Consider the following 23,904-nt stretch of genomic DNA (forward strand, 5'->3'; position numbering starts at 1 on the left):
CTAACCGAGGCCGTCCCGGCTGACCCGGCCGGAGGCCACGAGCACGGCCGTCGAGCTCGCGAGCTCTGACCAGGGACCCGGGAGGCCCAGCACGGCCAGCGACGAGGTCGACAGCGTGACACTCTCGCCGGTGAGCGCGGAGACCAGGCCCTCGAGTCCGGGATTGTGGGCCACCAGAATCACGGTCCGCAGCTGGTCGGGCAGTTCCCGCACGATCTCGAGCAAATCATTCACGGATGCGGCATACGCCCGGTCATCGACCCGCGCCTCGGGGCTCACGCTGAACTCTGCCGAGGCCAGCGCCCAGGTGGCGCGGGCACGAGCCGCGGGGGAGACGACGGCCAGGTCGATGGTGGGGAAATGCTCGGCGAGCCAGCCGCCGGCATCCGGTGCCTGGCTCTGTCCGCGGGCGTTCAGGGTGCGGTCGATGTCGGCTTGGCCGCCCGACCAGTCTGACTTGGCGTGCCGGAGCACGATCAGGGTGCGCTCACTGGGTGGGGTCATTGTCGGGGCTCCTTCCGGCCGGCGCGCGGGTCAGTCCGTGTAGCCGCCGCCCCGAGGAGGGTTCGCACCATTGCAGGACGAGCAGGATGATCCCGGCGATCGGCAGCAACGTGAGTTGCCTCATGCCGCCAGCCTATCCGTGCCGCTCGCGACGTCGTCGACGGGGGCAGCTCCACGACGCGTCGGACCATGCGCCGGGCTATAGCGCTTTGCAATTATGGTGGTCTTCGACCTGATGCCGGTGGAACACGACGACGAGACGGCGGTGCACCTGCACCACGCCGTGGAGAACCTCGCTCACGGCGTCGCCGGCTGATCCGGGCTGATCCCATCAGACTCAGCCAGGGCGGCGGCTGCGTATGGTGGGATCATGCTCGTTGTGTCGAAGGATCCCCGCGCCGAACTCGCGGCGCTGTGCGAGCGCGGGCTGGACTGGGGGACCGGCCGCAGCCGGGACATCCCCGACCTGCAGAGCGCGCGTCGGGCCGCGGTCCTCGTGCTGTTCGGCGTTCTCGATGCGGTATCGGCGGAACCGCCGGCCGGGGCGACCGGGGGAGCCCGGGTGCCTCGGGACCTGGACGTGTTGCTGCTCCGCCGTGCCTCCACCCTGGGCAGTCACCCGGGTCAGATCGCCTTCCCCGGCGGCCGGCTCGAAGCATCCGATGCGGGCCCTGTCGCTGCGGCGCTGCGGGAAGCCGTTGAGGAGACCGGCCTGGATGTCGCCGGCCTCGAACCGCTGGGCACGCTGCCGGCGATGCCGGTGCCCGTGAGCAACCATCTCGTCACGCCGGTGCCGGCGTGGTGGACCCGGCCGTCGGAGGTGGCGGCGATGGACCATGCCGAAACCGTGGACGTCTTTCGGGTTCCCGTGGCGGAACTTTTGGACCCTGCCAACCGGGCGAACACCGTGCACACCGTCGGCGGCACAGACTACCGGGCGCCCGCCTTCACAGTGGGTGACCGGCTGGTCTGGGGCTTCACAGGGATCGTGCTCGCCCGCATGTTCGACGAGCTCGGCTGGGCCGGGCCCTGGGACCACGATCGGATCGTGCAGCCCGAGCTCTAGCCAGTGGCCGGCTTCGTTGGCTTGTGCCGGGGAGCTCTGGTGATCGGTGCACCTCGTGGGGCCCGGCGCGCCCCCGATAGAGGGCGCGCCGGGCCAGAGCGGGCGCAGTGACCGTGGTCGGTTAGTGCGAGTCCTTGGCCTTGGTGATCGGCTCGCCCTCGACCTGGCCGCGGTCGGCCTTGGCCGCGTCGCCGCGGGTCTTGGCCAGGCTCGCGATGGTCGCCACGGCGATTGTGGCGCCGATGAAGACCAGGGAGAACCAGATCGGGATCTCGGGCACCCACAGCAAGGGCTCGCCGCCGTTGATGAACGGCACCTCGTTGACGTGCAGGGCGTGGAAGACCAGCTTGAGGCCGATGAAGCCGAGGATGACAGCCAGGCCCTGCGACAGGTAGACCAGGCGTTCGAGCAGCCCGCCGATGAGGAAGAACAGCTGGCGCAGGCCCATCAGGGCGAACGCGTTGGCGGTGAAGACGATGTACGCCTCGGAGGTGAGCCCGTAGATAGCGGGGATCGAGTCGATGGCGAAGACCAGGTCGATGAAGCCGATCGCGATGATGGTGAGCAGCATCGGGGTGACGAAGCGCTTGCCGTTGATCTTGGTGGTGAGCTTGTCGCGGTCGTATTCCTCGCTGACCGGCAGCACCCGGCGGGCCAGGCGCACGAACAGGTTGTCGGCCGGGTTGCCCTCGTGGCCGCGCACCTGCATGTAGGCCAGCACGAACAGCAGGGCACCGAAGAGGTAGAACACCCAGGAGAAGTTCTCGATCAGGGCAGCGCCCACCGCGATGAAGCCACCGCGCATGATCAGGGCGATGATGATGCCGAACATCAGCACCTTCTGCTGGTACGCCTTGGGCACCGAGAACGCGGCCATCACGATGAGGAACACGAAGAGGTTGTCGATCGACAGGGCCTTCTCGGTGAGATAGCCGGCGAAGTACTCGCCACCGTAGCGCCAGCCGGACACGATGCCGATACCGACGCCGAAGAGCAGGGCAAGGCCGATGTAGAACGCCGACCAGCGGGCGGATTCGCCGACGGTGGGCTCGTGGGGCTTGCGCACGTGCGCGAAGAACTCGTAGGCGAAGAAGGCGATCGTCACGGCGATGGTGATGATCCAGATGGTGGGAGTGATGTTCAAGAAGAGCTCCAGGGCAGGGGAATCGGACGGAGTTCAAGGTCTCTTCCACCCGCAGCCTGGGGAGCTGCCGAGCCGGCGTCCCGGGACTCTTCATTAAGTCCGTACTGACGGGTGCGCCGCGTGGGAGTACTCCCCTTGCTTGCTCAACAGTAGAGCAGTTTCGCTGAGATGTCGCCCCGGGAGGTTCGCCGGCGGCGAAAATCCCGAAAAACCCTCGTCGCTACGGTCCGGTGGCCGGCTTTCGTTGGCCCAGAGCCGGGGGAACAGAGCTGCGCGGGCAAGGCGCCGGTACGCGGGTGGCACGCCACCCGCACAACGGCGCCTGACCCGCGCAGCGGTCAAGCGGTTCGAGCTAGTAGCGGCGCGGCGGGCGCTCGGAGCGCTCGCCCTGCTGGGGACGGTCGTTGCGGCCGGCCGAGGCGCCGTTGTCGGCGTGGATCTCGATCAGCTTGCCGCTGATGCGGGTCGCGGACAGGCGGCCGAGCACGTCGCCGGACAGGTCTGCCGGCAGGTCGACCAGGGAGTACTCGGGCAGGATCTGGATCGCGCCGAAGTCCTCGCGGCTGAGGCCTCCCTCGTTGGCGAGGGCGCCGACGATCTGGCGCGGTTCCACCTTGTGGCGCTTGCCCACCTCGATGCGGTACGAGGCCATGGCGCGGTTGCTGTCGCGTGAGCGGCGCTCGGGGCGTTCGCTGCGCAGCGGTCGGTCATCCCGGCTGCCGCGGTCGTCGCGGCGTTCGCGCACGGGGCGGTCGCCCCGGTCACGGTCGCGGTGCTCGGTGCGCTCACGGTCGAACCGGGCCGCGGCGCGCGCGTCGTCGGCGTTCAGCAGCAGCGGGGTTTCACCCTGGGCGACCACGGCGAGGGCGGCGGCCACGTCGGCCTCCGGCACGTCGTGGTGCTCCACGTAGTGGCCCACGATGTCGCGGAACGCGGCGATACGAGCGGTCTCCTCCAGGGCGGCGGTGATGGCGTCGTCGAACCGGGCCAGCCGGGTGACGTTGACGTCTTCGACGCTCGGCAGCTGCATCTGGGTGAGCGGCTGGCGGGTGGCGCGCTCGATGGCGTTGAGCAGGTGACGCTCACGCGGGGTGACGAAGCTGATCGCGGCGCCGCTGCGGCCGGCCCGGCCGGTGCGGCCGATGCGGTGCACGTACGACTCGGTGTCGATCGGGATGTCGTAGTTGATCACGTGGCTGATGCGCTCCACGTCGAGGCCGCGCGCGGCGACATCCGTGGCGACCAGGATGTCCAGCTTGCCGCTCTTGAGCTGCTCCACGGTGCGCTCACGCTGCACCTGCGGCACGTCGCCGTTGATGGCGGTGGCGGAGTAGCCGCGGGCGCGCAGCTTCTCGGCGAGGGTCTCGGTCTCGTTCTTCGTGCGGGTGAAGACGATCATGCCCTCGAAGTTCTCCACCTCGAGGATGCGGGTGAGCGCGTCCACCTTCTGCGGGTACGAGACCAGCAGGTAGCGCTGGGTGGTGTTGACCGAGGTCGTGGTCTTGTTCTTGACCGTGATCTCTTCGGGGTCGTTGAGGTACTGCTTGGAGATGCGGCGGATCTGCGCGGGCATCGTGGCCGAGAACAGGGCGACCTGCTTGTCGTCCGGGGTGTCGGCGAGGATCGTCTCGACATCTTCGGCGAAGCCCATCTTGAGCATCTCGTCGGCCTCGTCAAGCACCAGGTACTTGAGCTGGGTGAGGTCGAGGGTGCCCTTTTCGAGGTGGTCCATGATGCGGCCGGGGGTACCGACGACAACGTGCACGCCACGGCGAAGCGCCGACAGCTGGATGCCGTAACCCTGTCCGCCGTAAACGGGCAGCACGTGCACACCCTTCATGTGAGCGGCGTACTTCTCGAACGCCTCGCAGACCTGCAGGGCGAGTTCGCGGGTGGGGGCGAGTACCAGGGCCTGCGGGCTCTTCTGGGACATGTCGAGGCGGGAGAGAATCGGCAGCGCGAAGGCGGCCGTCTTGCCGGTGCCGGTCTGGGCGAGGCCCACGACGTCGCGGCCGTCGAGCAGCGGGGGAATGGTGGCAGCCTGGATGGCCGACGGAGTCTCGTAGCCTACGTCTTTGAGGGCCTTGAGTACGGAGTCACTGAGCCCAAGCTCGGAGAACGTGATGGTCGGGCGGGCAGTGGCTGCCTCGGTCGGTGCAGTTGAATCAGGAGGCGTCATACTACTACGGTAGTCGGTCGAAGTGCTCACCCCGTTCGGGAGCGTGAAATCGGTTGACCAGCAGTCACGCCGAGAGCCGCAAAGCGGCCTCGGCGAACACCGCCGGGCGGCCAACCTGACGGCGATCTGAGCGGCCCGGCCTCGGTACTGGCGGAAGGGGACCGGCGGGCGCACAATGACCCGTAGACGGTGGAGGCGCGCCGAGGTGGCCCGTCGGATGGAAGGTGTTCCCGATGGTGGCGTTCTGGGTGGTGCTGGCACTCGCGGTGATTCTGTTGATCGTGCTGCTGGCCCTGTCGATCAGGGTGGTGACGCAGTATGAGCAGGGCGTGCTGCTGCGGTTCGGTCGGCTCGTCGGCACGTTGGACCCTGGCCTGCACATCATCATCCCGTTCGTCGACGTCATGCACCGGGTGTCCCTGCGCATTGTGACCCTGCCCATCGAGTCGCAGGGCATCATCACCCGCGACAACGTGAGCGTCGGGGTCTCGGCGGTGGCTTACTACCGGGTGATCGACTCGGTGAAGTCGGTGGTGGAAATCGAGAACGTGCAGGCCGCGATCGATCAGATCGCCCAGACCACGCTGCGCAAGGTGGTCGGCCAGCACGCCCTGGACGAGACCCTGACCAACACCCAGGTGCTCAACGTGAGCGTGCGCGAGATTCTTGATGCCCAAACCCTCGGCTGGGGTGTGGAAGTGACCCTGGTCGAGCTCAAAGACATCCTGCTGCCCGAATCCATGAAACGGTCAATGGCCAAACAGGCGGAGGCCGAGCGGGAGAAGCGGGCCAAGATCATCAACGCCGAGGGGGAGCAACAGGCCGCCGCCACCCTCGGTCAGGCTGCGGACATCATGCTCGCGCATCCGATCGCCCTGCAGTTGCGCAATCTGCAAACCCTGGTCGAGATCGGCGTCGACAAGAACACCATCGTGGTCTTCCCCGCCCCGCTCATGAGCACCATCAGCGAACTCGGAACCTTCCTGGCCCGGGAAACCAGGGACGCGGCCGCAGCCGTCGCCGATACGGACTGAGCGGCGCTGGAGCGCCGACGCGGCCGGAATGCATGCCGGACCGACGTGGCCTGAATCAGCCCGGCAGGCTCGCGTCCAGGGTCTGGTGCAGTGCGCCGGCGAGCACGGCGAGGTCCACATCGTGGCGCTGGCCGGGCAGCTCCAGGTGCCGGCCGTACTCCAAGGCGGTGGCCAAGGCCCTCGCGGACTCGCGGATGAACTCCGGCGCGAATTCGCCGCTGAGCACCACCGCGGGAATCCGGACGGCGTCGATCCGCCGATAGGGGAGCAGGCCGTCACCGAGGACCGCGTCGTCGTAGGCGAGAGTGGGGGCGATGGCCTCGAAGCCTGCCCAGATCGGCGCCTGACGCATCCCGGCGATCTGCTCGGCCGGCGTGCCCACCCGGGCCAGGAACAGGGCCATGGCGTCGCCGCGGCGCCCCGCGGCCAGTGCCTCGGCGAGGTTGCGGGAGTAAGCGATGGCCACGGGATCAAGCTCGATGCTCACCGGCACCTCGTAGACCGCCAACTCGCTGACTGATGCGCCCAGCCGCGCGGCGGCCGCGATGGCCAGCGCCCCGCCGCTGGACATGCCGAAGAGGGCCGCCCGGCCGCCGGCCGTCTCGATCAGGGCGGCGATGTCGTCGATCTCCCGGTCGACCGTGAACGGCAGAGTGTCGGTACTGGCGCCGCGTCCGCGGCGATCGTAGGCATACACCGTGAACCTGTCGGCCATAAGGGCGGCCAGGGGGCGCATGGGGCCGGCGTCGCGATGACAGGTGGCGCCGTCGATGAGGACGAGGGCGGGCCCGGTGCCGAGACTGTCGAAGGCGATCGTGGTGCCGTCGCCCGACGCAACTGTGGGCATGATGTCTCCTTCGTGGGCCTTCGTAGATGTTCGCTGACACCGTGGCACCGGATGCCCACGGCGGTCAACCGCTGGGCCGCGAAGATCTGTGGGACCCTGCACGGACGTTTCTCGGCCCGGCGTCGTGTTGTGCCCCCGCACACGAGCAGTTCGCGGGAGTATGGCTGCATGGCCATTACTGAGCAACAGCCCTGGGTTAAGCACTACCAGCCGGGCGTGCCCGCAGAGATCGACTACCCCACCACCTCCCTCGTCGAGATGCTCGAGCACGCGGTCGCGGAGGCCAGTGACGCACCGGCGCTGGAATTCTTCGGCCGCCGCACCAGCTATACCGAGCTCGGCGCCCAGGTCGACCAGGCGGCCGAGGGATTGCGGCTGCTCGGCGTGCGCGCCGGCGACAGGGTCGCGCTGATCCTGCCGAACTGTCCGCAACACGTGGTGGCGTTCTACGCGGTCCTCCGCCTGGGCGGCATCGTCGTGGAGCATAACCCGCTCTACACGTCACCCGAACTCCGGCACCAGTTCGAAGACCACCAGGCCCGCATCGTGATCGCCTGGGACAAGGTCGCCCCCACTGTGCGTGCGTTCCCGGCCGACATCGAGATCGACCACATCGTGTCGGTCAACCTGCTGCAGGCGTTCCCCACTATCAAGAGGCTGGCCCTCTACCTTCCGGTCAAGAGCCTCCGCGAATCCCGCGCGGCACTGACCGGCTCGGCGGCCGGCACCACCCCGTGGAAGGACCTGTTCAGTCACGGCGCCATCGACCCGGCCCATCCGCGGCCGGCGATGCACGACCTGGCGGCCATCCAGTACACCTCCGGCACCACCGGCCGCCCCAAGGGGGCGATGCTCACCCATTACAACCTGCACTGCAATGCGTTGCAGGGCGAGGCCTGGATGCACGGCGCCGAGTACCGCAAGGAGGTCTTCTACGCGATCCTGCCGATGTTCCACTCGTTCGGCCTCACGCTGTACCTGACCTACGGCATCCACAAGCAGGCCCTGATCGTGCTGTTCCCCAAGTTCGACCCGAAGACCGTGCTCGACACCATGAAGAAGACCCCGGCCACGGTGTACTGCGCGGTGCCGCCGATCTACGAGCGCACCGCGCTCGCCGCGAAGGAACGCGGCATCTCGCTGCGCTCCTGCCGGTTCTGCATCTCCGGGGCGATGAATCTGCCCGACCACGTTGTGGAGCTGTGGGAATCTGTCTCCGGCGGGCTGCTGGTGGAGGGCTTCGGCATGACCGAGGCGTCCCCGGTGGCGATGGGCAATCCGTTCTATCCGACCCGCCGCCCCGGCACCGTCGGCATCCCCTTCTCGTCGACCCTGATGAAGGTCACCGACCCCGATGACCCGACCGTCGAGGTCGAGAAGGGGCAGCCGGGCGAACTGCTGCTCAAGGGCCCGCAGGTATTCCAGGGCTACTGGAACAACCCGGAGGAGACCGCCAAGACCCTCACCCCCGACGGCTGGCTTCGCACCGGCGACATCGTCACCGTGGACGAGGACGGGTTCTCCACCATCGTCGACCGGGCCAAGGACCTGATCATCACCGGTGGCTTCAACGTGGCGCCCACCGAGGTGGAGACCGTGCTGCGTCTGCACGCCTCGGTGATTGACGCGGCCGTTTTCGGCAAGACGCTTGAGCGCGGCGGCGAGATGGTCGTCGCCGCCGTCGAACTCGAACCCGGCGCGACCCTGGACGAGAAGGCCCTGCAGGACCACTGCCGGGAGCATCTGGCCGCCTACAAGATTCCCCGCCGGATCGTGCAGATCACCGACACCCCGCGCACGATGCTCGGCAAGGTGCTGCGCCGCAAGGTGCGCGAACAGGTTCTGCCGACGCTCTGACCTGCCTTCACCCGTCGTGGGTGACGCGAGCGCTGCCGGAGGGTTGGACACTGACACCTCCGGCAGCCGGAGACGGCGGCGCACGCTCGTGCCCGTCGTTCGCATCATCTCAGCGAAGTGGAGTGGGTTATGACTGACACCATCGATGAACTCGGACCGGTCGACTGGATAGTCGTGGAGTTTCCGGGCAGCACCTTCAACGGGTCGATTGCTCCGGAGATCACCTCGCTCGTGGACCGCGGCCTGGTGAAGATCCTGGACCTGCTGATTCTCAAGAAGGACGCTGACGGCGCTCTGGAGATCGCCGAGCTGTCGGATGTCGACGACGGCGAACTCGGCGAGTTGCGTGCTTTCGAGACCGAGTTGGCCAGCCTCCTCAGCGAGGACGACGTGATCTCGGCGGCCGCGGCCATCGAGCCCGGCAGCAGCGCCGCGCTCCTGGTCTGGGAGAACCTCTGGGCCGCTCCGTTCGGGGCGTCGGTGCGGCACGCCGGCGGCCAGCTGGTCGCAAGCGGGCGCATCCCGGTGCAGGCCCTTGCCGCCGCGATCGAAGCCGACGACTCGGAAGGAGCCTGACATGCCTATCGCGCCGAGAAGGGTCGGCCGTCCAGGAGTCATCGGGGCGCCCGTCGCCCGCACCGCCGCCACCGTCGGCACGGCGGCCGTCGTGGCCCACGGGGTGCGACGCCGCGGCGACCGCAGGGACGAGAGGCGTGACCGCCGCTGATCAAGTGCTTGAGCCACGAAAGGGCGACTCCCCGAAGGGAGTCGCCCGGTCGTTCAGTGCAGGACGATCCTGCCGGAAGGCCTAGTCGCCCAGGACGGCGCCCAGGTCCAGGTCGCCGAGGTTGACGTCGCCGAGGGAGTCATCCACTGCCGAGTCGACAGCGTCGTTGATGTCAGCGCCGAGGTTGCCACCGGTCACGTCACCACCGGTGATGTCGCCCAGGTCTGCCTCGTTCGCCGAGCCGACCGGTGCATCCACCGGTGCGGTCACGGGCGCGGTGACCGACGTGTCGTTGCCCGAAGCCACCGGTCCGTTGCCGGACGCGATCGGGGCGTCGATGCCGTTGGCGATGTTGTTGCCGGAGGCCACGTCACCGATGTCGCTGTTCAGCGAGTCCTCAATGAGCGGGCCGTTGACGAGCGGGCCGGTGGAGATGTCGCCCTCGTTGACGGAGGTGTCGGTACCGGAAACATCGGTACCGGAGACATCGGTGCCGGAGATGTCGGCACCCGAAACCACGGGGGCCAGGATGCCGGTGCCGGACGCGCCGTTGCCGGCGACGGCATCGCGCAGGATGTCATCGATGAGATCGGTGTTGCTGGCCGACGAGGAGCTGTCGGTCACCGTGGCTGCTGCGTTATCGAGCTCAGCGGCCTGGGCGGGAGCCACGAGGCCTCCCACGATGAGGGCGGATGCTGCTGCACCGGTGATGCCGAATGCGGTGATGCGCTTTGTGATGGTCTTCATTTTCGTAACTCCAATTCGTTAGTTTCGCTCCGGCCTCGGTGTGAACCGGGCCGCATAGGTGGTCCGGAGCGCGTGCGCTCCTGGATTGGTTCGGCTGCGCTGGCACGCCTCCGATCGGCCCGAATGCCGCCGGGGTGCGGGTGCGTCCTGCGCTGGCGATCCCAGTCGTGGCGGGCGATGGCCGCGGTAACCAGCGCGGCCGAAAAAGATTCTCGAAAACTTTCTCTCCGACCAGGTAACCATTGACAACCCGATTATCAGCGATATATCGTTGACCGTCGCGGAAATTCCGCGGCGCGTCAGCACGGAGGCGCCCCAGCGGGCGAACGTGAGACGCACAACGTCAAAGGAATGCGACCATGAAGCGCTTTCACCACACCCACCATCCAGAATTGGGCGCCGCTGCCTGCGGCGCGACGGAGTTCGGCGCGGGAATGAACCGTGCCCACCACGATTCCCCTCAAGCTCACGGCCGCGGCTTCGGCCGGGGCTTCGGTCCGGGAGGCCCCGGCTTCGGCGGTTTCGGCCCCGGGTTCGGCCCCGGCGGACCGCGCGGCTCCCGTCGTGCCAACAAGGGGGACGTGCGCTCGGCGATCCTCTCGCTCCTGGCCGACGGGCCCTCAAACGGGTATGGACTGATCCGGGCGATCGAGGAGAAGACCGGCGGGGCCTGGCGCCCCAGCCCCGGCTCCATCTATCCCACGCTGCAGCAACTCGTCGACGAAGAGCTCATCTCGCCGACCGGCACCGAACGCCGCACCGACTATCAACTCACGGATGCCGGCCGAGCCTACCTGGCCGAGCACGCTGAGGACCTCAAGAAGGCCTGGGAGGCCACCCCCGTCCAGTCGGATGCCGACGCGGCCTTCCACGAGAGCGTCGGCAAGCTCTTCGGCGTTGTCCACCAGTTCCGCTCGGTGGCCACCGATGCCCAGCGCGCCGCCGCGACCGAGAAGCTCGACGAAGTGCGCCGCGCGCTGTACCTCATCCTCGCCGACTGACAACGGGCAGGGCCGGGCCATCGTGGCCGGCACCAGCTTCGCCCGCGAGCGCCATCCGGCCTGGACCTACACCCTGATGCCGCATCCGGACGCGGATATCGACGTGCGCGGCCGACGTCTGCAGGTGCGCTCCAGATGAGCCGTCACGCACACATCCTTGCGGTCAGGCGCTCGCAAGCCAGAGGTCTGGGCCGAAGACCTCGTAGTGAATACGGGCTGCCGGCACCCCCGACGCCAGCGCCTGCGCCCGGATCGCCCGCATGAACGGCAGCGGCCCGCAGAGGTACACCGACGCTTTGTCGGGAATGGTCACCGCATCCAGGGACATGAACCCGGGGTTGGCGGTGTCATGGGCGCCGGGTTCCTCGAGCCAGAGCTCCAGTTCGGCGGCTGGCAGACGCGCGATGTCAGCGCCCATCTGCTCGCGCAGCGCCCACCGTTCGATGATGCTTTCGGCGTGCATGACCAGCACTTCCCGCGTCGACCCCGTCTCAACAAGGGATCGCAGGATCGATGCGAGTGGGGTGCAGCCGATGCCGGCCGAGGCCAGCACAAGGGGGCCGTCACCGGCTTCGAGGGTGATGTCCCCGCAGGGGTTGGAAAGGACCAACTGGTCGCCGACCTGGACGTCGCGATGCAGGACCGGAGAGACCTCCCCGTCGTTGTCTAGTTTTACCGTGAACACCCGCGTCTCGACATCGGTCCCGGCCGAGAGTGAGTATTGCCGCACCTGCCGGATTCCATCGGCCATCCGCACAGTCACGCCCACGTACTGGCCGGGCCGGGACGCCGACGCCGGGGTGTCATCGGATGGCACGAGCGTGAAGGTCACGGCGTCGCTGCCCGCGGGGTCCCGGCGCGTCACCGTCCACGGCGCGAGTGGCTTGTCGCTCGCGGCTGCGGCGTACAGGCCCGCCTCCTGCTTGATCAGGGCGTGCGCCATCAGCCAGTAGACCTCGGTCCAGGCCGCCGCGATCTCGACCGTGATGACGTCGGCGAGCTCGGCGGCGATGGACTCGAAGAGGTACCGGTAGACCACGTCGTACTGCTCGGGCAGGATGCCGAGGGAGACATGCTTGTGCGCGATACGGGAGAGCATGATCTCCGGCGCGCTGGTGGGATCCTTCACGAGGTGCGCGGCGAACGCGGCGATGCTGCCCGCGAGGGCCTGCTGCTGCACGCCGCTCTTCTGATTCGAGCGGCTGAACAGGCCGTCGAAGAGCTCGGGATGCGCGGCGAACATACGCTCGTAGAAGCCGGTGGCGATGGCGGGCAGGCGTTCGCCGAGCAGGGGGAGCGTGGCTTGAATGAGGGGATGGGACCGGGGGGACAACATGCAGGCTCCTGACATCGCGGGGGAGTGGGGGGTATCGGGGAGTCTCACGCTAACAACCGATACCCCCTTTCAGGGGAGGCCAAAGCCTCTGGTGCCGACGGTGACCGATACGTGCAAGGCCTCCTGGCTGAATTTTCAAGGGGGTTGCAAGTTTTTTTTGATTTGTTTTTGACCCGCGTGCCACCGCTCCACACGACGGAATCGGTCGGTTGACAAGCGTCGAATCAACGTCTCACCAGGCATCAAGAAGTGATCCTGTTCGTGCGCGGCGATGCAACAGGGGTACACGGATTGTGAGGACCTTCCCGGCAAAAGGTGAGGGTCCATTCAGAAACGTGCTGCAGGGTGGTCACTTCGCCCGGGCGGGCCCCCGCTCGTGGATCGTCGAACAAGAACCGCTCTGCGCCCGCGTACCTGCGTTTCGCTCAGTGAGAGACATACAAAACCGTGACTTACCCGAATTCCAGCACTCCAGCAACACCCGAATCCTCCGCAACATCCGTCATCTCCGCGCAGCCCCAGTCTCCGACCCGGGAGACGCGGGCGTCGAAAACCCACCGCACCCGGGTGACCCGCCGGTCGGCGGCCGCCCTGGCGGTTCTCACCATCGGCGCGATGGCCGGAACCGGCTTCGTGCTCGAGCCGGCCATGGCGGCGCAGAACGATCGTGTCGCCGCATCAGCGTCCCTCGCGTCCGGCTCCGGCCGGCACGCCGAGCAGCTCGGCGCCTACAGTGGCATCGCGGCCGCCCATGCCGAGAAGTCTGCCGCAGGCACCCTCGCCGACGCGACGGCCGTGATCACCGCGGCCCAGAACAAGACCGACGCTACCGAGCTGGCCACCCCGGTGGCGATGCTCAGCAACTACGAGTACCTCGCGCCCGAGCGGATCTACGAGCTCGTCGATCTCACCAACGCTGCGGTGCCGCCGGTGCAGGCCGCAACGGCCGAGGCTGACCGCGTCGCCGCCGAGCAGGCCGCTGCAGCTGCAGCTTCCGCCGCACAGGCCGCCGCTGCCCAGGCGGCCGCCGACGCGAAAGCCGCGGCCGATGCCGAGGTCGCGCAGGTCGCCCAGTCCGCTCCGAAGGCCAGCATGGCTCCGGCCCCGTCGGCCCCGGCCAACCCGAGCGGCGCCCAGGCCATCGCTCGCGACATGATGGCCGCCAAGTATGGCTGGGGCTCCGACCAGTTCGGCTGCCTCGTCAGCCTGTGGGACAAGGAGTCCGGTTGGAATGTGAACGCCTACAACGCCTCCAGCGGTGCCACCGGAATCCCGCAGGCGCTGCCCGGCAGCAAGATGGCCACGGCTGGTGCCGACTGGCAGACGAACGCCGCCACGCAGATCTCGTGGGGCCTGGGCTACATCTCGGGCAGCTACGGAACTCCGTGCGCGGCCTGGGCCAAGTCCGAGTCCGTCGGCTGGTACTAGCCGACGTCGTCTTCGACAATACCTGGAACGGCCCGCGGGCAGCAGGTCAGGGCTTGAACTCCTGACCGCTGGTCCGCGGGCCGTTCTGCGTACAGGCTGGGAAGAGCGTGGGGACCTGCCCAGCACGGTGAGGCGGGCGTACTCTCGGGGCATGAAACGTGCGCTCGCGTCCGGCCTGGTCGTCGTGCAGATCTTTCTGCTGATCGCCCTCCTCCTCTCGCCGCATGGCACCGTCTGGCCGGTGAACGGCTTCGTCGTGGCCACAGCTATCGCCCTCATCGCGGTGGGGGTGACCCTGGCGGTGCAGGGCTCCAGCACTCTCGGCCCGGCCATGACGGCCAGCCCGATACCGCGCGAGGATGCCCCGCTGGCCACTAACGGGGTGTACGCGGTGGTGCGCAACCCGATCTATACCGGGCTGATGTGCGGCGGGCTGGGTCTGGTTTTGATCGGTTCGTCCCTGCTGCACGTGGTGGTGTGGGCAGCGTTGGTCGGCCTCCTGGCCGCAAAGACCCGGTGGGAGGAGCAGATGCTCGTCGAGGAGCACCCCGCCTACTCGGACTACGCGGCCAGGGTCGGCCGGTTTCTTCCCGGTGTCGGCCGAATCCGCTGACGCGGGTAACGATTCGCGCGCGAAAACCGTTACGCCCAACATGACGACACCGCTTTCCATTCTCGACCTCGCCCCCATCGCCCCCGGACAGACCGTGCGGGAGAGCTTCGCAGCCAGCGTTGCCCTCGCCCAGGCCGCCGAAAAGCACGGGTACGAGAGGGTGTGGTACGCCGAGCACCACAACATGCCCACGATCGCCTCGTCGGCCACGAGCGTGCTGGTGGGCCATATCGCCTCGCAGACGTCTACCATCCGGCTCGGATCCGGCGGCGTGATGCTGCCCAACCACTCGCCGCTGACCATTGCCGAGCAGTACGGCACCCTCGCTGAGCTGTACCCGGGCCGTATCGACCTCGGCCTGGGCCGGGCGCCCGGCAGCGACCAGACCACCGCCAGGGCCATGCGCCGCGACCCGCGCGCCTCCGACCAGTTCCCGCAGGACGTGATGGAACTGGCCGCCTACCTGCGCGACGAGTCGATCATCCCGGGGGTGCGAGCAGTTCCGGGCGCCGGCACCAATGTTCCCCTGTACATCCTGGGGTCCTCCCTCTTCGGCGCCGGCCTCGCGGCGGCGCTGGGCCTGCCGTACGCGTTCGCGTCGCACTTCGCCCCCGACTCCCTGTTCGAGGCTGTCTCCCTCTACCGCCGCGATTTCACGCCGTCGGCGGAGCTGGCCGAGCCCTATCTGCTGGTGGCCGCCAACGTGATCGCGGCCGACGACGGAGCGGATGCCGCCCAGCAGTTCGACATCATGCGCCGCTCCAGGGTGCGCAGCATGATCGCCCGCGGACCGGCGTCACCGGAGTACTCCGACGAACAGATCGACGCGTTCCTGACCACCACCGAGGGGCGCCGCCTCGCCGACATGATGCGGTACACGGCCGTGGGCACGTCCGCGGACGTACGCACCTTCCTCGACGACCTGGCCTCGGCCACCCAGGCCGACGAGTTGATCCTCGCCCACGCGTCACAGCAGATCGGTGACCGGCTGCGTTCGGTGGAGCTGACCGCCGGCGCCATGGCCGGCGTCCTGGCCTAAGGCAGCTCGGCCCGGGGTGCGCTGGGCGGGGGAGAGTCGGTAAGGTCCCAGTTATGACCCCGGATGCCCTCGTCGAGTTTTGCCTGAGCCTGCCCCAGGCCGCCGAGACGTTTCCGTTCGGCGAAGAGACCAGCGTCTTCAAGACCACCGGCAACGGCAAGGTCTTCGCCCTGAGCGCGCTGGAGGGCGAGCCACTGAGCGTGTCACTGAAGTGCGATCCAGAGGAAGGCCGGGCGCTGCGGGAGGAGTTCCCCGCGCACATCACTCCGGGCTACCACCTGAACAAGAAGCACTGGATCACCATCGTGCTCGACGGTTTCGTGCCCGACGACCTTGTGGAGAACCTGCTGCGTGACAGCCACGCGCTCGTGCGGCCGAGGGTGCCCCGGGCGCCCAGGGGGAGCGCGGGCTAGTCACCGCCGCCGGGTCCGCCAGCGGCCGGCACGACGGCGGTTTATCAGGATGAAGGACGGAAAAAAGGACGTAGTGTCAAATTCCGTCCTTCTCAACGCACTATTTCCTTACTAAGAGGCGTCGAGCGCTTCGCCGGTCGGGTCCACGGCATCCGCGTCGACCAGCGGCATGCCGCCCAGCGGCACTCCCGCCCAGGAGAGCAGGGTCCAGCCGGTATCGGGCGAGCCCGACAGCTCGACCACGCCGGTGTTGTCCAGGTCGTGCAGTCCGGCGAACATCGCTGGCACGTTCGTGGCGCGCGCCGCCGCCCAGACCCTGATCGCCGCGCCGTGGCTGAACACCGCCGCGGTCGCTCCGCTGGCCGCGGCCACGGCGATATCGGCGTCGAACCGGGCAAAGAACGCGTGGCCGTCCGGCCCGCCGGGCATCCCCACATCAAGGTTGCCGGCGCCCCAGGCGAACACTGTCTCCATGTAGGTGCGGATGGAGGCGTGGTCGCTGCGCCGCTCGAGAGTGCCGGCTTCGATCTCGTGCAGGCCGTCGGAGACCTGGATGTCCAGGCCCCGGTCGACGGCGAGCGGGCGGGCCGTGAGCTGGGTGCGGTGAAGCGTCGACGCAAAAATAGTGTCGATCGAATCGAAACGGAGCGCCTCGGGAATGACGGCGGCCTGACGTTCGCCGAGCTCGGTGAGGCCAGGGCCCGGGTGGGCGGTGTCGAGTTGCCCGAGCACATTGGCGGGCGTCTGGCCGTGGCGGATCAGGAGGAGTCGCATGGTGCATCCAGCATAGGCACGGGGCAGTCGGAGGAACACCCGGTGTTGCGCGCCTTCACGGCGAACTCGCCGGAATCGTGGTTTCGATCGCCCGCCTGGGTCGCTCACGCCAGAGTTCCCCCGTCGTTCACCGGGCGTGTGCCCGCCGTCGCCACAGTGAGCTGGGCCCGTCCGAGGCCCGTCTTCCACAGCCTCGGAGGGGCGTCCCTGTGCGCACTCACACCGGCCAGGCGGCGACCTGGTCACCGCGGCCTGGCCCGGCTCGGCGACCGTGCAGACCGTTGACCCGTGCGACGGGGTAATAACCGCGCCGAGTAGCAGCATCCGTCCGGCGAAGACGCATCCGGTCACGCATCGACTTGCGGATACCCCCAGGGGTATAGCAGACTGGGGTTATGACCCAAAATCGATACGTCATCATCGGCGGCGTTGCGGGCGGCATGTCCGCCGCCACCCGCCTCCGCCGGCTCGACGAGAACGCCACCATCACCGTGTTCGAACGGGGTGGCCACGTCTCGTTTGCCAACTGCGGCCTGCCGTACTACCTCGGTGGTGTCATCGAGGAGCGCTCCAGCCTGCTGCTGCAGACGCCGGCCACGCTCGGCGCCCGGTTCAACCTCGACGTGCGCGTGCGCACCGAAGTGATCGGCATCGACATCGCGGCCAAGACCGTACGGGTGCGTGACCTCGGCACCGGCCACGAGTCCACCGAGGCCTACAACGCGCTGGTGCTCTCACCTGGCGCCTCGCCCGTGCGCCCGCCGCTGCCCGGCGGCGAGCGGATGCTCACCCTGCGCGACATCGACGACGTCGACGCGGCCATGCGCGCCCTCGAGGTGGCGCCGACGAGCGCCCTCGTGATCGGCGCCGGCTTCATCGGCCTCGAGATGGTGGAGAACCTCGTACACCGAGGTCTCGAGGTGACCCTCGTCGAGCTCGGCAACCAGGTGCTGCCGCCGCTCGACTCCGAGATGGCCGGCCCCGTCGCCGAGCGGCTCCGGGCCGCCGGCGTCAGCGTGCGCCTGGGCACCCAGGTCGCCGAAATCGGCGAGAACACCGCCACCCTCAGCGACGGCAGCGTCGTTGCGGCCGACTTCGTGCTCGCCGCCATCGGCGTGCGGCCCGACACCGCTCTGGCTAAGGCCGCCGGCCTCACCCTCGGCGAACGCGGCGGCATCGCGGTGGACGATCAGCTGCGCACCAGCGACCCCGACATCTACGCCATCGGCGATGCGGTGGAGAAGACCGACGCGATCTCGGGCGAACAACGCCTGGTGGCCCTTGCCGGCCTGGGCAACCGCCACGGACGTCTAGTCGCCGACGTGATCAGCGGCAAGACCATCCGGGTGCGTCCGGCCCTCGGCACCGCCGTGGTGGGCATGATGGGCCTCACCATCGCCTCCACCGGCTGGAACGAGAAGCTGCTCCGCGCCCGCGGCCGCAACATCCGGGTGTTCCACACCCACCCCGCCTCGCACACCGGTTACTACCCGGGCGCGGAGTCGATGGCGCTCAAACTCGTGGTCGACGCCGATACCGACGCCATCCTCGGCGCCCAGGGTGTGGGCGGTGGCGGGGTCGACAAGCGCATCGATGTGATTGCGACGGCCATGGCCGGCGGCATCACGGCATCCGAGCTCGCCGACCTCGAACTGGCCTACGCCCCGCAGTTCTCCTCGGCCAAGGACCCGGTGAACATGCTCGGCTACGTGGCCCTGAACGCCGCGGAGGGCCTGACCCCGTCGGTGCAATGGCACGAACTCGACGCCGCCCGCGCGGCCGGCGCCACGCTGGTGGATGTGCGCACGGCGGGGGAGTACGCCGAGGCCGCCATTCCCGGCTCGATCAACATCCCGCTCGATGACATCCGTGCCCGCCAGGCCGAGCTGCCCGCGGGCCGGCTGATCGTGCACTGCAAGGTGGGCCAGCGCGGCCACACCGCCGTGCGGCTACTCGCGCAGCTGGGCCGCGACGCCGTGAACCTCGACGGCGGCTATCTCACCTGGGCCGCCGGCGCGGATGCGGCGCAGAGCGACCGCGAGCGCGCCGACGCTCTGCAATTCGCGGGGGCGTGATCTCGCGGGGAACCTCCCTGCAGTGGGCGGCTCAGCCGGCGGCGGACCAGCGCACCGGCACCGCCAGCTTGGACTGAGCGCCGTCGGCCGTGTGGTCAGCCGTGCTGCCAGCTGTGTGGTCAGCCGTGGCGCCGATCCGCAGCAGGCGGGTCGAGGCATCCTGGCTGCCTGAGCCCGAAAAGACTCTCCTCCGCGAGGGCTTCGTGGGCGAGTCCAACGCCTTCCAATCTCCGCGAGCTGTGAGAAAAGCACCGAAAATCTTCAGGTTTCGGTGCTTTTCTCACGGCTCGCGAGCTGTTAGGTGAGGTCGCGGAGGCGGGCCGAGAGGCCGGCCTCCGTGGCACCCTTCCGCTCGGAGGTGATCGCGATCACGAGCATGACCGCGCCGATGGTGGCCAGTGTGATCCACCAGAGCAGCGGGTTGATGGTCTGGCCGATCTGCACCGTGAACACCACGATCACCTCGATGGGCAGCACGGCCAGGCTGATCAGGAACGGCGCGGCGAGGCGCCGGGTCGAACCGATCAGGATCGCCGTGAGTGCGAGCGACATCACCAGGATGGCGCGCCAGGTCTGCGGGTCGGTGCCGGTGGCCAGCACCGACGGCAGGAACGTGACGATGATGCCCGGCGCCAGCAGCCGCCACGAGCCGGCGAAACCGGAAGGCCACGACCCAAGTCGTGCGGGGACGGTTCGGGCTCCCGGGCGCATCCCGATGATGCCGGCACCGAGCAGCGCCAGTCCGAGCGGCAGCGAGAACGCCTCGACGCGCAGCTCCCGTTCGCTCCAGCCCGCGACGGCTGCGCACCAGGCGAGCAGGAACAGGAACCAGACCGGGGGCAGCGACGTCGCCGTGCTGCGGCTGCGCGCCGCGACCACGAGCATGAAGCCAAGCACGGCGACCATCAACAGCGTCAGGGTGCCGATCGAGAAGGCGTCAGCACGGATGGCGGTGATCGGCCCGGCCACCAGGAACGCGGTTGCTGCGGCGAAACGCCACCGCGAGGGTGAGGTGTCGCGGGACGCCGGGCCGCCGGATGCTGTGCCGGCCATACCGTCGGCTGCCGTGTCGCCCGAGGCCGTCCCGCCCTGCGGAAGCCCGCCGGCGAGCGCCGCCAGCAGGGTCGCCAGAGCGCTGAGAGCGAGCACGGGCAGCATGACACCGGTGGTCGGGTTGCCGGCCAGGGCGTCGAGGCCGAGTCCCCAGCGCATGGCCTGCGCGGCACCCGCAGCCGCAGCCAGGGTGGCCACCACGGCCGTGGAGCCGAGCAGGCTGCCCAGCCCGGTCGCCGCACCCGGACCGGTAGCCCTGGTGGCGGCGCGGGCGATGGCGTAGCCGACCAGCACCAAGAGCAGCGCGGCGGCGATCAGTCCGTAGGCCCGCCACGGGATGGCCGGGCCGAACTGCGCGAGGCCGTACCGCACGGAGCCGAGCTGCGCGGCGCCGAACCCGGCGGACCCGTTGGTGACGAGCACCGCCAGGCTGGGCACCACGGCCAGGGCGAGGCCGGTGGCGGCCAGCGTCTGGCCGGTGCGGCCCCTGGCCACGAGGATCGCGCCCACGACCACCATGGCGAGCGCCGGTGGCAGCAGGTACGGTTCGATCACCTCGATGCCGCGGCTGGCCCAGACGCACCAGAGCGCGCCGGTCCAGCTGGCGCCGGCCGCCCACCAGGCCAGCTGCCGGCCGGTGCGCAGAGCGTTGACGGCAGCGCCCACACCGAGGATCACGAGCACCAACACCGTGGTCGACAGACCTGCTGCGGTGCGCACCAGTGCCAGCAGCACCGCCAGCACGCCGGTGAGGGCGGCGGATGCCTCGATCCACCGGCGGCAGGCATCCGCTTCGAGGGCGGTCAGGCCGTGCTTCTCGAGCGCCTGCGTGATCGGACCGGTGGCCGCGAAGGTGCCGGCCACGAGCAACGCGATGAGCGGCAGCACCACCGGCGATCCGCTGGTGGCCAGCAGCTGAGCGCCGAGGCAGACCACCACCACCGCGAGCGAGGGCACCAGCAGAGCGGCCGCGAAGGAGCGCAGGGCAATCGTCATGCCCGGGCGACGCACCGTCATCAGGGTCAGGGCGAGGGCGAAGGCCACGCCGGTGGACAGCGCGGTCCAGCCGCTGCGCACCAGCAGCACCGCCACGATCCCGGCCAGGAACGGCACCGCACTGACCAGGAGCAGGGCGTACCAGCTGCGCGGGGTGAGCCAGGTGGTGAGGGTGGCGGCGAGCGCGCAGAGCAGGCCGAGGGTGGTGGTGAGGCAGAGCACGGCGATGCCGTCGACGCCCACGAGCGTGAGGGCGGTGGCCACATTGACCAGCGCGTACGCGTAGCCGACCGCCAGGTACAGCGGACGCCACCGCGCCGGCAGGGCGCGGGCCAGCGAGGCGAGGGCGAGCACCGCGGCCGCGCCGACCCACACAGTGGTCGACTCCTGCGACCATCCGGTGATCGCCGCCAGCAACAGCAACAGGTGCGCTCCGCCGCCCACCGCCCGCCGCACCGTCGGGGGTGCCGCGACGAGCGCGGGAACGAACAGCAGACCGGCGATGAGCGCCGCCGTCAGGACCAAGCCCACGACGGCCTGACCGGTGATTGACAAGCCCGCCCAGCCGGAGATGGTGAGCAGGGTGAACACCCCCAGCCACAGGGCCAGGCGGTTCGGTGCCGACACTCCCGTCGCTGGCCCGGCTGGCACGGGTTGCGGGGGCCCGGCCGGCGCCGGCGCAGCCGTTCTGCGGCTCACCTGAGCGACGGCCCAGGCGGTTGCCGTGAGGGCGGCCAACGCGACGATCGACGCCAGGCCGACGTTCTGGGCGACGAGCCCGGGGCCGTAGGACGGGTTCGATCCGGCGACGAACGCGAAGTCACCGCTGGCCGGGAAGGGCGAGGTCTCGCCCGGGTAGCCGCCGGCGACCGATCCGGCCCAGCGCAGCGGAGCGAACAGCGCGCCCGACAACTGCACGACCGCGGTCACCAGGGCGGGGGTCGCGGCCAGGATCAGCACCGTGACGGCGCCCGAGCCCAGGGCGCCGCGGCTGGCGGCCGGGCTCGAGGGCAGGGCGGCCAGCCCCACCAGGGCGATCCCGCCCGCGACCGGCACCAGTGCCAGGTACCAGGCCGAATCCTCGAACGACACGGCCAGCGGCAGGATGGCCACCGCCGCCACCGCGAAGGCGCCGGCGGCGAAGCTCCACGGCCGCGGCAGGCCGTTGCGGCTGCCGAGCGCCGCCACCACCGCCAGAACGGCGAGGATGCCGGCATACCCGGCGATGTCAGTGCCGGTCGTGCTGATCGAGCGCACCAGCAGCTGCAGCAGGGCGGCGAGCACGGCAACGGCCTGCAGGGCGGTGGCCGTGTATCGTTCGACCCCCAACGCGGAACCCAGCCCGGGGGAGAGGCGCGCGAGCACGGGGTGCAGGCCAAGCGCGACGACCGCCACGCCCAGGCTGCCGAGGATCGCGCCCCAGGCGTTGCCCCCGCTGCCGAGCAGCCCGGGCGAGAGGGCCAGCCCCACGACAGCCGCCCACAGCCAGACCCGCACACCGGAGCGGGCGCCCAGCCCGAACAGCACGGCCGAGCCGGCCAGCGTGCCGAGAGCGGCGAAGACCCACCCGCTCGCGGAGGACGGCGCCAGCTGTGTGAACGCCCATACGTCAAGGCCGACGAACACCACGCCAAGGGCCGCCACGGACTCGGCGGAGAACTGCAGACCGCGACGGGCGAACCACCAGGCCCCGCCGAGGAAGACCAGCGTGATCGCCCCGATGATGCTCGTGCGCACGGCGAAGCTCGTGAGGTCGGGGTTGAAGAAGGTGAAGACCAGTGCCGCCACGGCGAGCAACGCGGCGCCGGCGAAGGCCAGCACCGACTGCACGCTGACCTGGGCGCCGGCATCCGGGGCAGCCGAAAGAACCGCAGCCGGCACGCCGACAGGTTCGCGCGCACCGACCGGTGCCGCAGGTCGCTGCGGCACGGACACGCTCTGCGGCCCGGCAGCGCCCACCGCGGCCGGGTCGACCGCAGACGGGCCCATGGCAGCTGTGTCCATTGGGGGAGTGCCCACTGCCGGTGTGCCCAGCGCAGGCGCGCCGGAGCGCCACACCGTCGGTATCCGCTCGATCAGGCGGTCGCGCCCCCGCAGCGCGTTGACCACCCGCTCGGTCGACGACTCCAGCGCGCCGCCCAGCGGGCCGCTCAGGTCGGCCCCGCAACCCGGGCACCACTCATCGCTCAGACGCGCGTCGCATCGGGGACAAATCCGCCGGTCCTGCAGATATCGAACGGCAGCATCGTTCCAGATTTTCCCCATTGCCGCAGTCTAGGTGCCCCTCCTCCCTCCGCGAACTGTGAACAAAGCCCCAGAAATGGGCGATTTGAGGGGCTGAAGTCACGGTTCGCGGGATGCGTAAAATGAAGGTGTGACGGATGCGACGCAGCACGCCCGGGTGCCGATTTCGCGCATCGTCGATGAGGGGGTGCTCATCGCGCTGTCCTCGGTGCGGATGGCGGTCAAGAACGACATCATCGTCGCGGGACTCGCCGAGCACGCGGACTACGACCGGGCCCGATTCGCCGATGCCACCCGTCGGGAACTGCAGAGCCTCGCCGAGGAGAACCAGGAATCCAGCGAACGGGTGCGACTGCAGCGCAAGGAACTGACCTTTTTGACCTGGCGCCACGACCTCTCCCAGGACCAGCTGATGGACCTCCGCCAGCTCAAGCTACGCCGTCGGGTGCACAAACTCCTCGCCCTCGCCCTGCGCGCCGTGGCCGACGACGAGGAGAAGGTCGGTCGCCTCGTGGCGGACGCCCAGCACGCGGCCAGCAACGAGGTGCAAGACGCCCTGCACACCCGCCTGATGCGCCTCTCGATCGACCCCCTCGACCCCGAATATCAGCGCCGCCGGGCCGAACGCACCGAAATGTTCCTCCTCGTGGATCTGGCACTGCTTCAGCTCAAGGCCGACGAAGCCGCCGGTCAGAGCCAGGGCGAGTACTGAGCGGTCTGGCGCGCCGCCGCCCAGGACTGCACAGCACGCCCCCCGCGCCGTTTCCCGGTCGCCGGGGCGACTACGGTTGAGGAGGCCCTCAGGCGGGCCGGCGAGAAGGGAACGA

21 protein-coding genes are annotated in these 23,904 nt (G+C 69.2%); 12 read left to right on the forward strand and 9 right to left on the reverse strand.

Annotated elements, in window-relative coordinates:
- Entirely contained in the window at window positions 1–504 is a 504-nt protein-coding gene (locus BJQ95_RS07230; protein WP_130176518.1) for a histidine phosphatase family protein, read from the reverse strand.
- Window positions 488–628, reverse strand: a complete 141-nt coding sequence (locus BJQ95_RS07235; protein ID WP_165384858.1) for a hypothetical protein — start codon at window positions 626–628, stop codon at window positions 488–490. Before BJQ95_RS07235 ends, BJQ95_RS07230 begins: the two co-directional genes overlap by 17 nt.
- Window positions 629–874: 246 nt before the next feature.
- Between BJQ95_RS07235 and BJQ95_RS07240 the strand changes: the two genes are divergently transcribed.
- Entirely contained in the window at window positions 875–1,570 is a 696-nt protein-coding gene (locus tag BJQ95_RS07240) for a CoA pyrophosphatase (RefSeq protein ID WP_130176519.1), read from the forward strand.
- Between the two features lie 121 nt (window positions 1,571–1,691).
- Here BJQ95_RS07240 and BJQ95_RS07245 read toward each other — a convergent pair whose 3' ends face one another.
- On the reverse strand, window positions 1,692–2,714 hold the full coding sequence (locus BJQ95_RS07245) for a TerC family protein (protein ID WP_130176520.1): 1,023 nt from the start codon (window positions 2,712–2,714) through the stop codon (window positions 1,692–1,694).
- A 352-nt stretch (window positions 2,715–3,066) separates the two neighbouring features.
- On the reverse strand, window positions 3,067–4,893 hold the full coding sequence (locus BJQ95_RS07250) for a DEAD/DEAH box helicase (protein WP_130176521.1): 1,827 nt from the start codon (window positions 4,891–4,893) through the stop codon (window positions 3,067–3,069).
- 233 nt (window positions 4,894–5,126) lie between these two features.
- Here BJQ95_RS07250 and BJQ95_RS07255 point away from each other — a divergent pair, with 233 nt between their 5' ends.
- Window positions 5,127–5,927: a slipin family protein gene (locus BJQ95_RS07255; RefSeq protein WP_205750034.1), complete on the forward strand. Its 801-nt coding sequence runs from the start codon at window positions 5,127–5,129 to the stop codon at window positions 5,925–5,927.
- A 55-nt stretch (window positions 5,928–5,982) separates the two neighbouring features.
- Here BJQ95_RS07255 and BJQ95_RS07260 read toward each other — a convergent pair whose 3' ends face one another.
- Window positions 5,983–6,774 (reverse strand): alpha/beta fold hydrolase, encoded by a 792-nt coding sequence (locus BJQ95_RS07260; protein WP_130176522.1) that lies wholly within the window; start codon window positions 6,772–6,774, stop codon window positions 5,983–5,985.
- 168 nt (window positions 6,775–6,942) lie between these two features.
- On the opposite strand from BJQ95_RS07260, the gene BJQ95_RS07265 reads away from it, so the two are divergent.
- The 3 genes from BJQ95_RS07265 to BJQ95_RS07275 all read left to right on the forward strand — a co-directional run bounded on the left by BJQ95_RS07265 (window position 6,943) and on the right by BJQ95_RS07275 (window position 9,358).
- On the forward strand, window positions 6,943–8,631 hold the full coding sequence (locus BJQ95_RS07265) for a long-chain-fatty-acid--CoA ligase (protein WP_130176523.1): 1,689 nt from the start codon (window positions 6,943–6,945) through the stop codon (window positions 8,629–8,631).
- 129 nt (window positions 8,632–8,760) lie between these two features.
- The gene (locus BJQ95_RS07270; RefSeq protein ID WP_130176524.1) at window positions 8,761–9,207 is read left to right on the forward strand and encodes a DUF6325 family protein; all 447 of its coding nucleotides are present in this window, start codon (window positions 8,761–8,763) and stop codon (window positions 9,205–9,207) included.
- Between the two features lies 1 nt (window position 9,208).
- Window positions 9,209–9,358, forward strand: coding sequence for a hypothetical protein (locus BJQ95_RS07275; RefSeq protein WP_165384859.1), 150 nt, complete (start codon window positions 9,209–9,211; stop codon window positions 9,356–9,358).
- 81 nt (window positions 9,359–9,439) lie between these two features.
- On the opposite strand, the gene BJQ95_RS07280 is transcribed toward BJQ95_RS07275, so the two are convergent.
- Window positions 9,440–10,105 carry a hypothetical protein gene (locus BJQ95_RS07280; protein ID WP_130176525.1) on the reverse strand — a complete coding sequence of 222 codons (666 nt, stop codon included), beginning with the start codon at window positions 10,103–10,105 and terminating at the stop codon, window positions 9,440–9,442.
- A gap of 359 nt (window positions 10,106–10,464) precedes the next feature.
- Between BJQ95_RS07280 and BJQ95_RS07285 the strand changes: the two genes are divergently transcribed.
- Window positions 10,465–11,106, forward strand: a complete 642-nt coding sequence (locus BJQ95_RS07285) for a PadR family transcriptional regulator (RefSeq protein ID WP_130176526.1) — start codon at window positions 10,465–10,467, stop codon at window positions 11,104–11,106.
- A gap of 163 nt (window positions 11,107–11,269) precedes the next feature.
- Here the strand turns inward: BJQ95_RS07285 and BJQ95_RS07290 are convergent, their stop codons facing one another.
- Complete coding sequence (locus tag BJQ95_RS07290; RefSeq protein WP_130176527.1) at window positions 11,270–12,442, reverse strand: globin domain-containing protein; 1,173 nt, start codon at window positions 12,440–12,442, stop codon at window positions 11,270–11,272.
- A 447-nt stretch (window positions 12,443–12,889) separates the two neighbouring features.
- On the opposite strand from BJQ95_RS07290, the gene BJQ95_RS07295 reads away from it, so the two are divergent.
- From BJQ95_RS07295 to BJQ95_RS07310, 4 genes are all read left to right on the forward strand, one after another.
- On the forward strand, window positions 12,890–13,870 hold the full coding sequence (locus BJQ95_RS07295; RefSeq protein ID WP_205750156.1) for a hypothetical protein: 981 nt from the start codon (window positions 12,890–12,892) through the stop codon (window positions 13,868–13,870).
- A gap of 151 nt (window positions 13,871–14,021) precedes the next feature.
- On the forward strand, window positions 14,022–14,483 hold the full coding sequence (locus BJQ95_RS07300; RefSeq protein WP_130178262.1) for an isoprenylcysteine carboxylmethyltransferase family protein: 462 nt from the start codon (window positions 14,022–14,024) through the stop codon (window positions 14,481–14,483).
- Window positions 14,484–14,523: 40 nt separating this feature from the next.
- Window positions 14,524–15,522 (forward strand): LLM class flavin-dependent oxidoreductase, encoded by a 999-nt coding sequence (locus BJQ95_RS07305; protein WP_130178263.1) that lies wholly within the window; start codon window positions 14,524–14,526, stop codon window positions 15,520–15,522.
- A 53-nt stretch (window positions 15,523–15,575) separates the two neighbouring features.
- Entirely contained in the window at window positions 15,576–15,935 is a 360-nt protein-coding gene (locus tag BJQ95_RS07310) for an MmcQ/YjbR family DNA-binding protein (RefSeq protein ID WP_130178264.1), read from the forward strand.
- Between the two features lie 111 nt (window positions 15,936–16,046).
- On the opposite strand, the gene BJQ95_RS07315 is transcribed toward BJQ95_RS07310, so the two are convergent.
- A complete protein-coding gene (locus BJQ95_RS07315) occupies window positions 16,047–16,709 on the reverse strand; it encodes a histidine phosphatase family protein (RefSeq protein ID WP_130178265.1) in 663 nt (220 codons plus the stop codon).
- A gap of 395 nt (window positions 16,710–17,104) precedes the next feature.
- On the opposite strand from BJQ95_RS07315, the gene BJQ95_RS07320 reads away from it, so the two are divergent.
- The gene (locus BJQ95_RS07320) at window positions 17,105–18,784 is read left to right on the forward strand and encodes an FAD-dependent oxidoreductase (protein WP_130178266.1); all 1,680 of its coding nucleotides are present in this window, start codon (window positions 17,105–17,107) and stop codon (window positions 18,782–18,784) included.
- Between the two features lie 297 nt (window positions 18,785–19,081).
- Here the strand turns inward: BJQ95_RS07320 and BJQ95_RS07325 are convergent, their stop codons facing one another.
- Window positions 19,082–23,098, reverse strand: coding sequence for an SCO7613 C-terminal domain-containing membrane protein (locus tag BJQ95_RS07325; protein ID WP_256041568.1), 4,017 nt, complete (start codon window positions 23,096–23,098; stop codon window positions 19,082–19,084).
- Between the two features lie 109 nt (window positions 23,099–23,207).
- Here BJQ95_RS07325 and BJQ95_RS07330 point away from each other — a divergent pair, with 109 nt between their 5' ends.
- On the forward strand, window positions 23,208–23,789 hold the full coding sequence (locus BJQ95_RS07330) for a hypothetical protein (protein WP_130178267.1): 582 nt from the start codon (window positions 23,208–23,210) through the stop codon (window positions 23,787–23,789).
- Window positions 23,790–23,904 lie beyond the last annotated feature (115 nt).

Source organism: Cryobacterium sp. SO1 (assembly GCF_004210215.2).
Classification (GTDB): Bacteria; Actinomycetota; Actinomycetes; order Actinomycetales; family Microbacteriaceae; genus Cryobacterium.

What these genes read in the sequence shown, in the direction of transcription:
- BJQ95_RS07230 (WP_130176518.1), bottom strand. Translation starts at nt 504, where the DNA reads ATGACCCCACCCAGTGAGCGCACCCTGATCGTGCTCCGGCACGCCAAG.
- BJQ95_RS07235 (WP_165384858.1), bottom strand. Translation starts at nt 628, where the DNA reads ATGAGGCAACTCACGTTGCTGCCGATCGCCGGGATCATCCTGCTCGTC.
- BJQ95_RS07240 (WP_130176519.1), top strand. Translation starts at nt 875, where the DNA reads ATGCTCGTTGTGTCGAAGGATCCCCGCGCCGAACTCGCGGCGCTGTGC.
- BJQ95_RS07250 (WP_130176521.1), bottom strand. Translation starts at nt 4,893, where the DNA reads ATGACGCCTCCTGATTCAACTGCACCGACCGAGGCAGCCACTGCCCGC.
- BJQ95_RS07255 (WP_205750034.1), top strand. Translation starts at nt 5,127, where the DNA reads ATGGTGGCGTTCTGGGTGGTGCTGGCACTCGCGGTGATTCTGTTGATC.
- BJQ95_RS07260 (WP_130176522.1), bottom strand. Translation starts at nt 6,774, where the DNA reads ATGCCCACAGTTGCGTCGGGCGACGGCACCACGATCGCCTTCGACAGT.
- BJQ95_RS07265 (WP_130176523.1), top strand. Translation starts at nt 6,943, where the DNA reads ATGGCCATTACTGAGCAACAGCCCTGGGTTAAGCACTACCAGCCGGGC.
- BJQ95_RS07270 (WP_130176524.1), top strand. Translation starts at nt 8,761, where the DNA reads ATGACTGACACCATCGATGAACTCGGACCGGTCGACTGGATAGTCGTG.
- BJQ95_RS07275 (WP_165384859.1), top strand. Translation starts at nt 9,209, where the DNA reads ATGCCTATCGCGCCGAGAAGGGTCGGCCGTCCAGGAGTCATCGGGGCG.
- BJQ95_RS07280 (WP_130176525.1), bottom strand. Translation starts at nt 10,105, where the DNA reads ATGAAGACCATCACAAAGCGCATCACCGCATTCGGCATCACCGGTGCA.
- BJQ95_RS07285 (WP_130176526.1), top strand. Translation starts at nt 10,465, where the DNA reads ATGAAGCGCTTTCACCACACCCACCATCCAGAATTGGGCGCCGCTGCC.
- BJQ95_RS07290 (WP_130176527.1), bottom strand. Translation starts at nt 12,442, where the DNA reads ATGTTGTCCCCCCGGTCCCATCCCCTCATTCAAGCCACGCTCCCCCTG.
- BJQ95_RS07300 (WP_130178262.1), top strand. Translation starts at nt 14,022, where the DNA reads ATGAAACGTGCGCTCGCGTCCGGCCTGGTCGTCGTGCAGATCTTTCTG.
- BJQ95_RS07305 (WP_130178263.1), top strand. Translation starts at nt 14,524, where the DNA reads ATGACGACACCGCTTTCCATTCTCGACCTCGCCCCCATCGCCCCCGGA.
- BJQ95_RS07310 (WP_130178264.1), top strand. Translation starts at nt 15,576, where the DNA reads ATGACCCCGGATGCCCTCGTCGAGTTTTGCCTGAGCCTGCCCCAGGCC.
- BJQ95_RS07315 (WP_130178265.1), bottom strand. Translation starts at nt 16,709, where the DNA reads ATGCGACTCCTCCTGATCCGCCACGGCCAGACGCCCGCCAATGTGCTC.
- BJQ95_RS07320 (WP_130178266.1), top strand. Translation starts at nt 17,105, where the DNA reads ATGACCCAAAATCGATACGTCATCATCGGCGGCGTTGCGGGCGGCATG.
- BJQ95_RS07325 (WP_256041568.1), bottom strand. Translation starts at nt 23,098, where the DNA reads ATGGGGAAAATCTGGAACGATGCTGCCGTTCGATATCTGCAGGACCGG.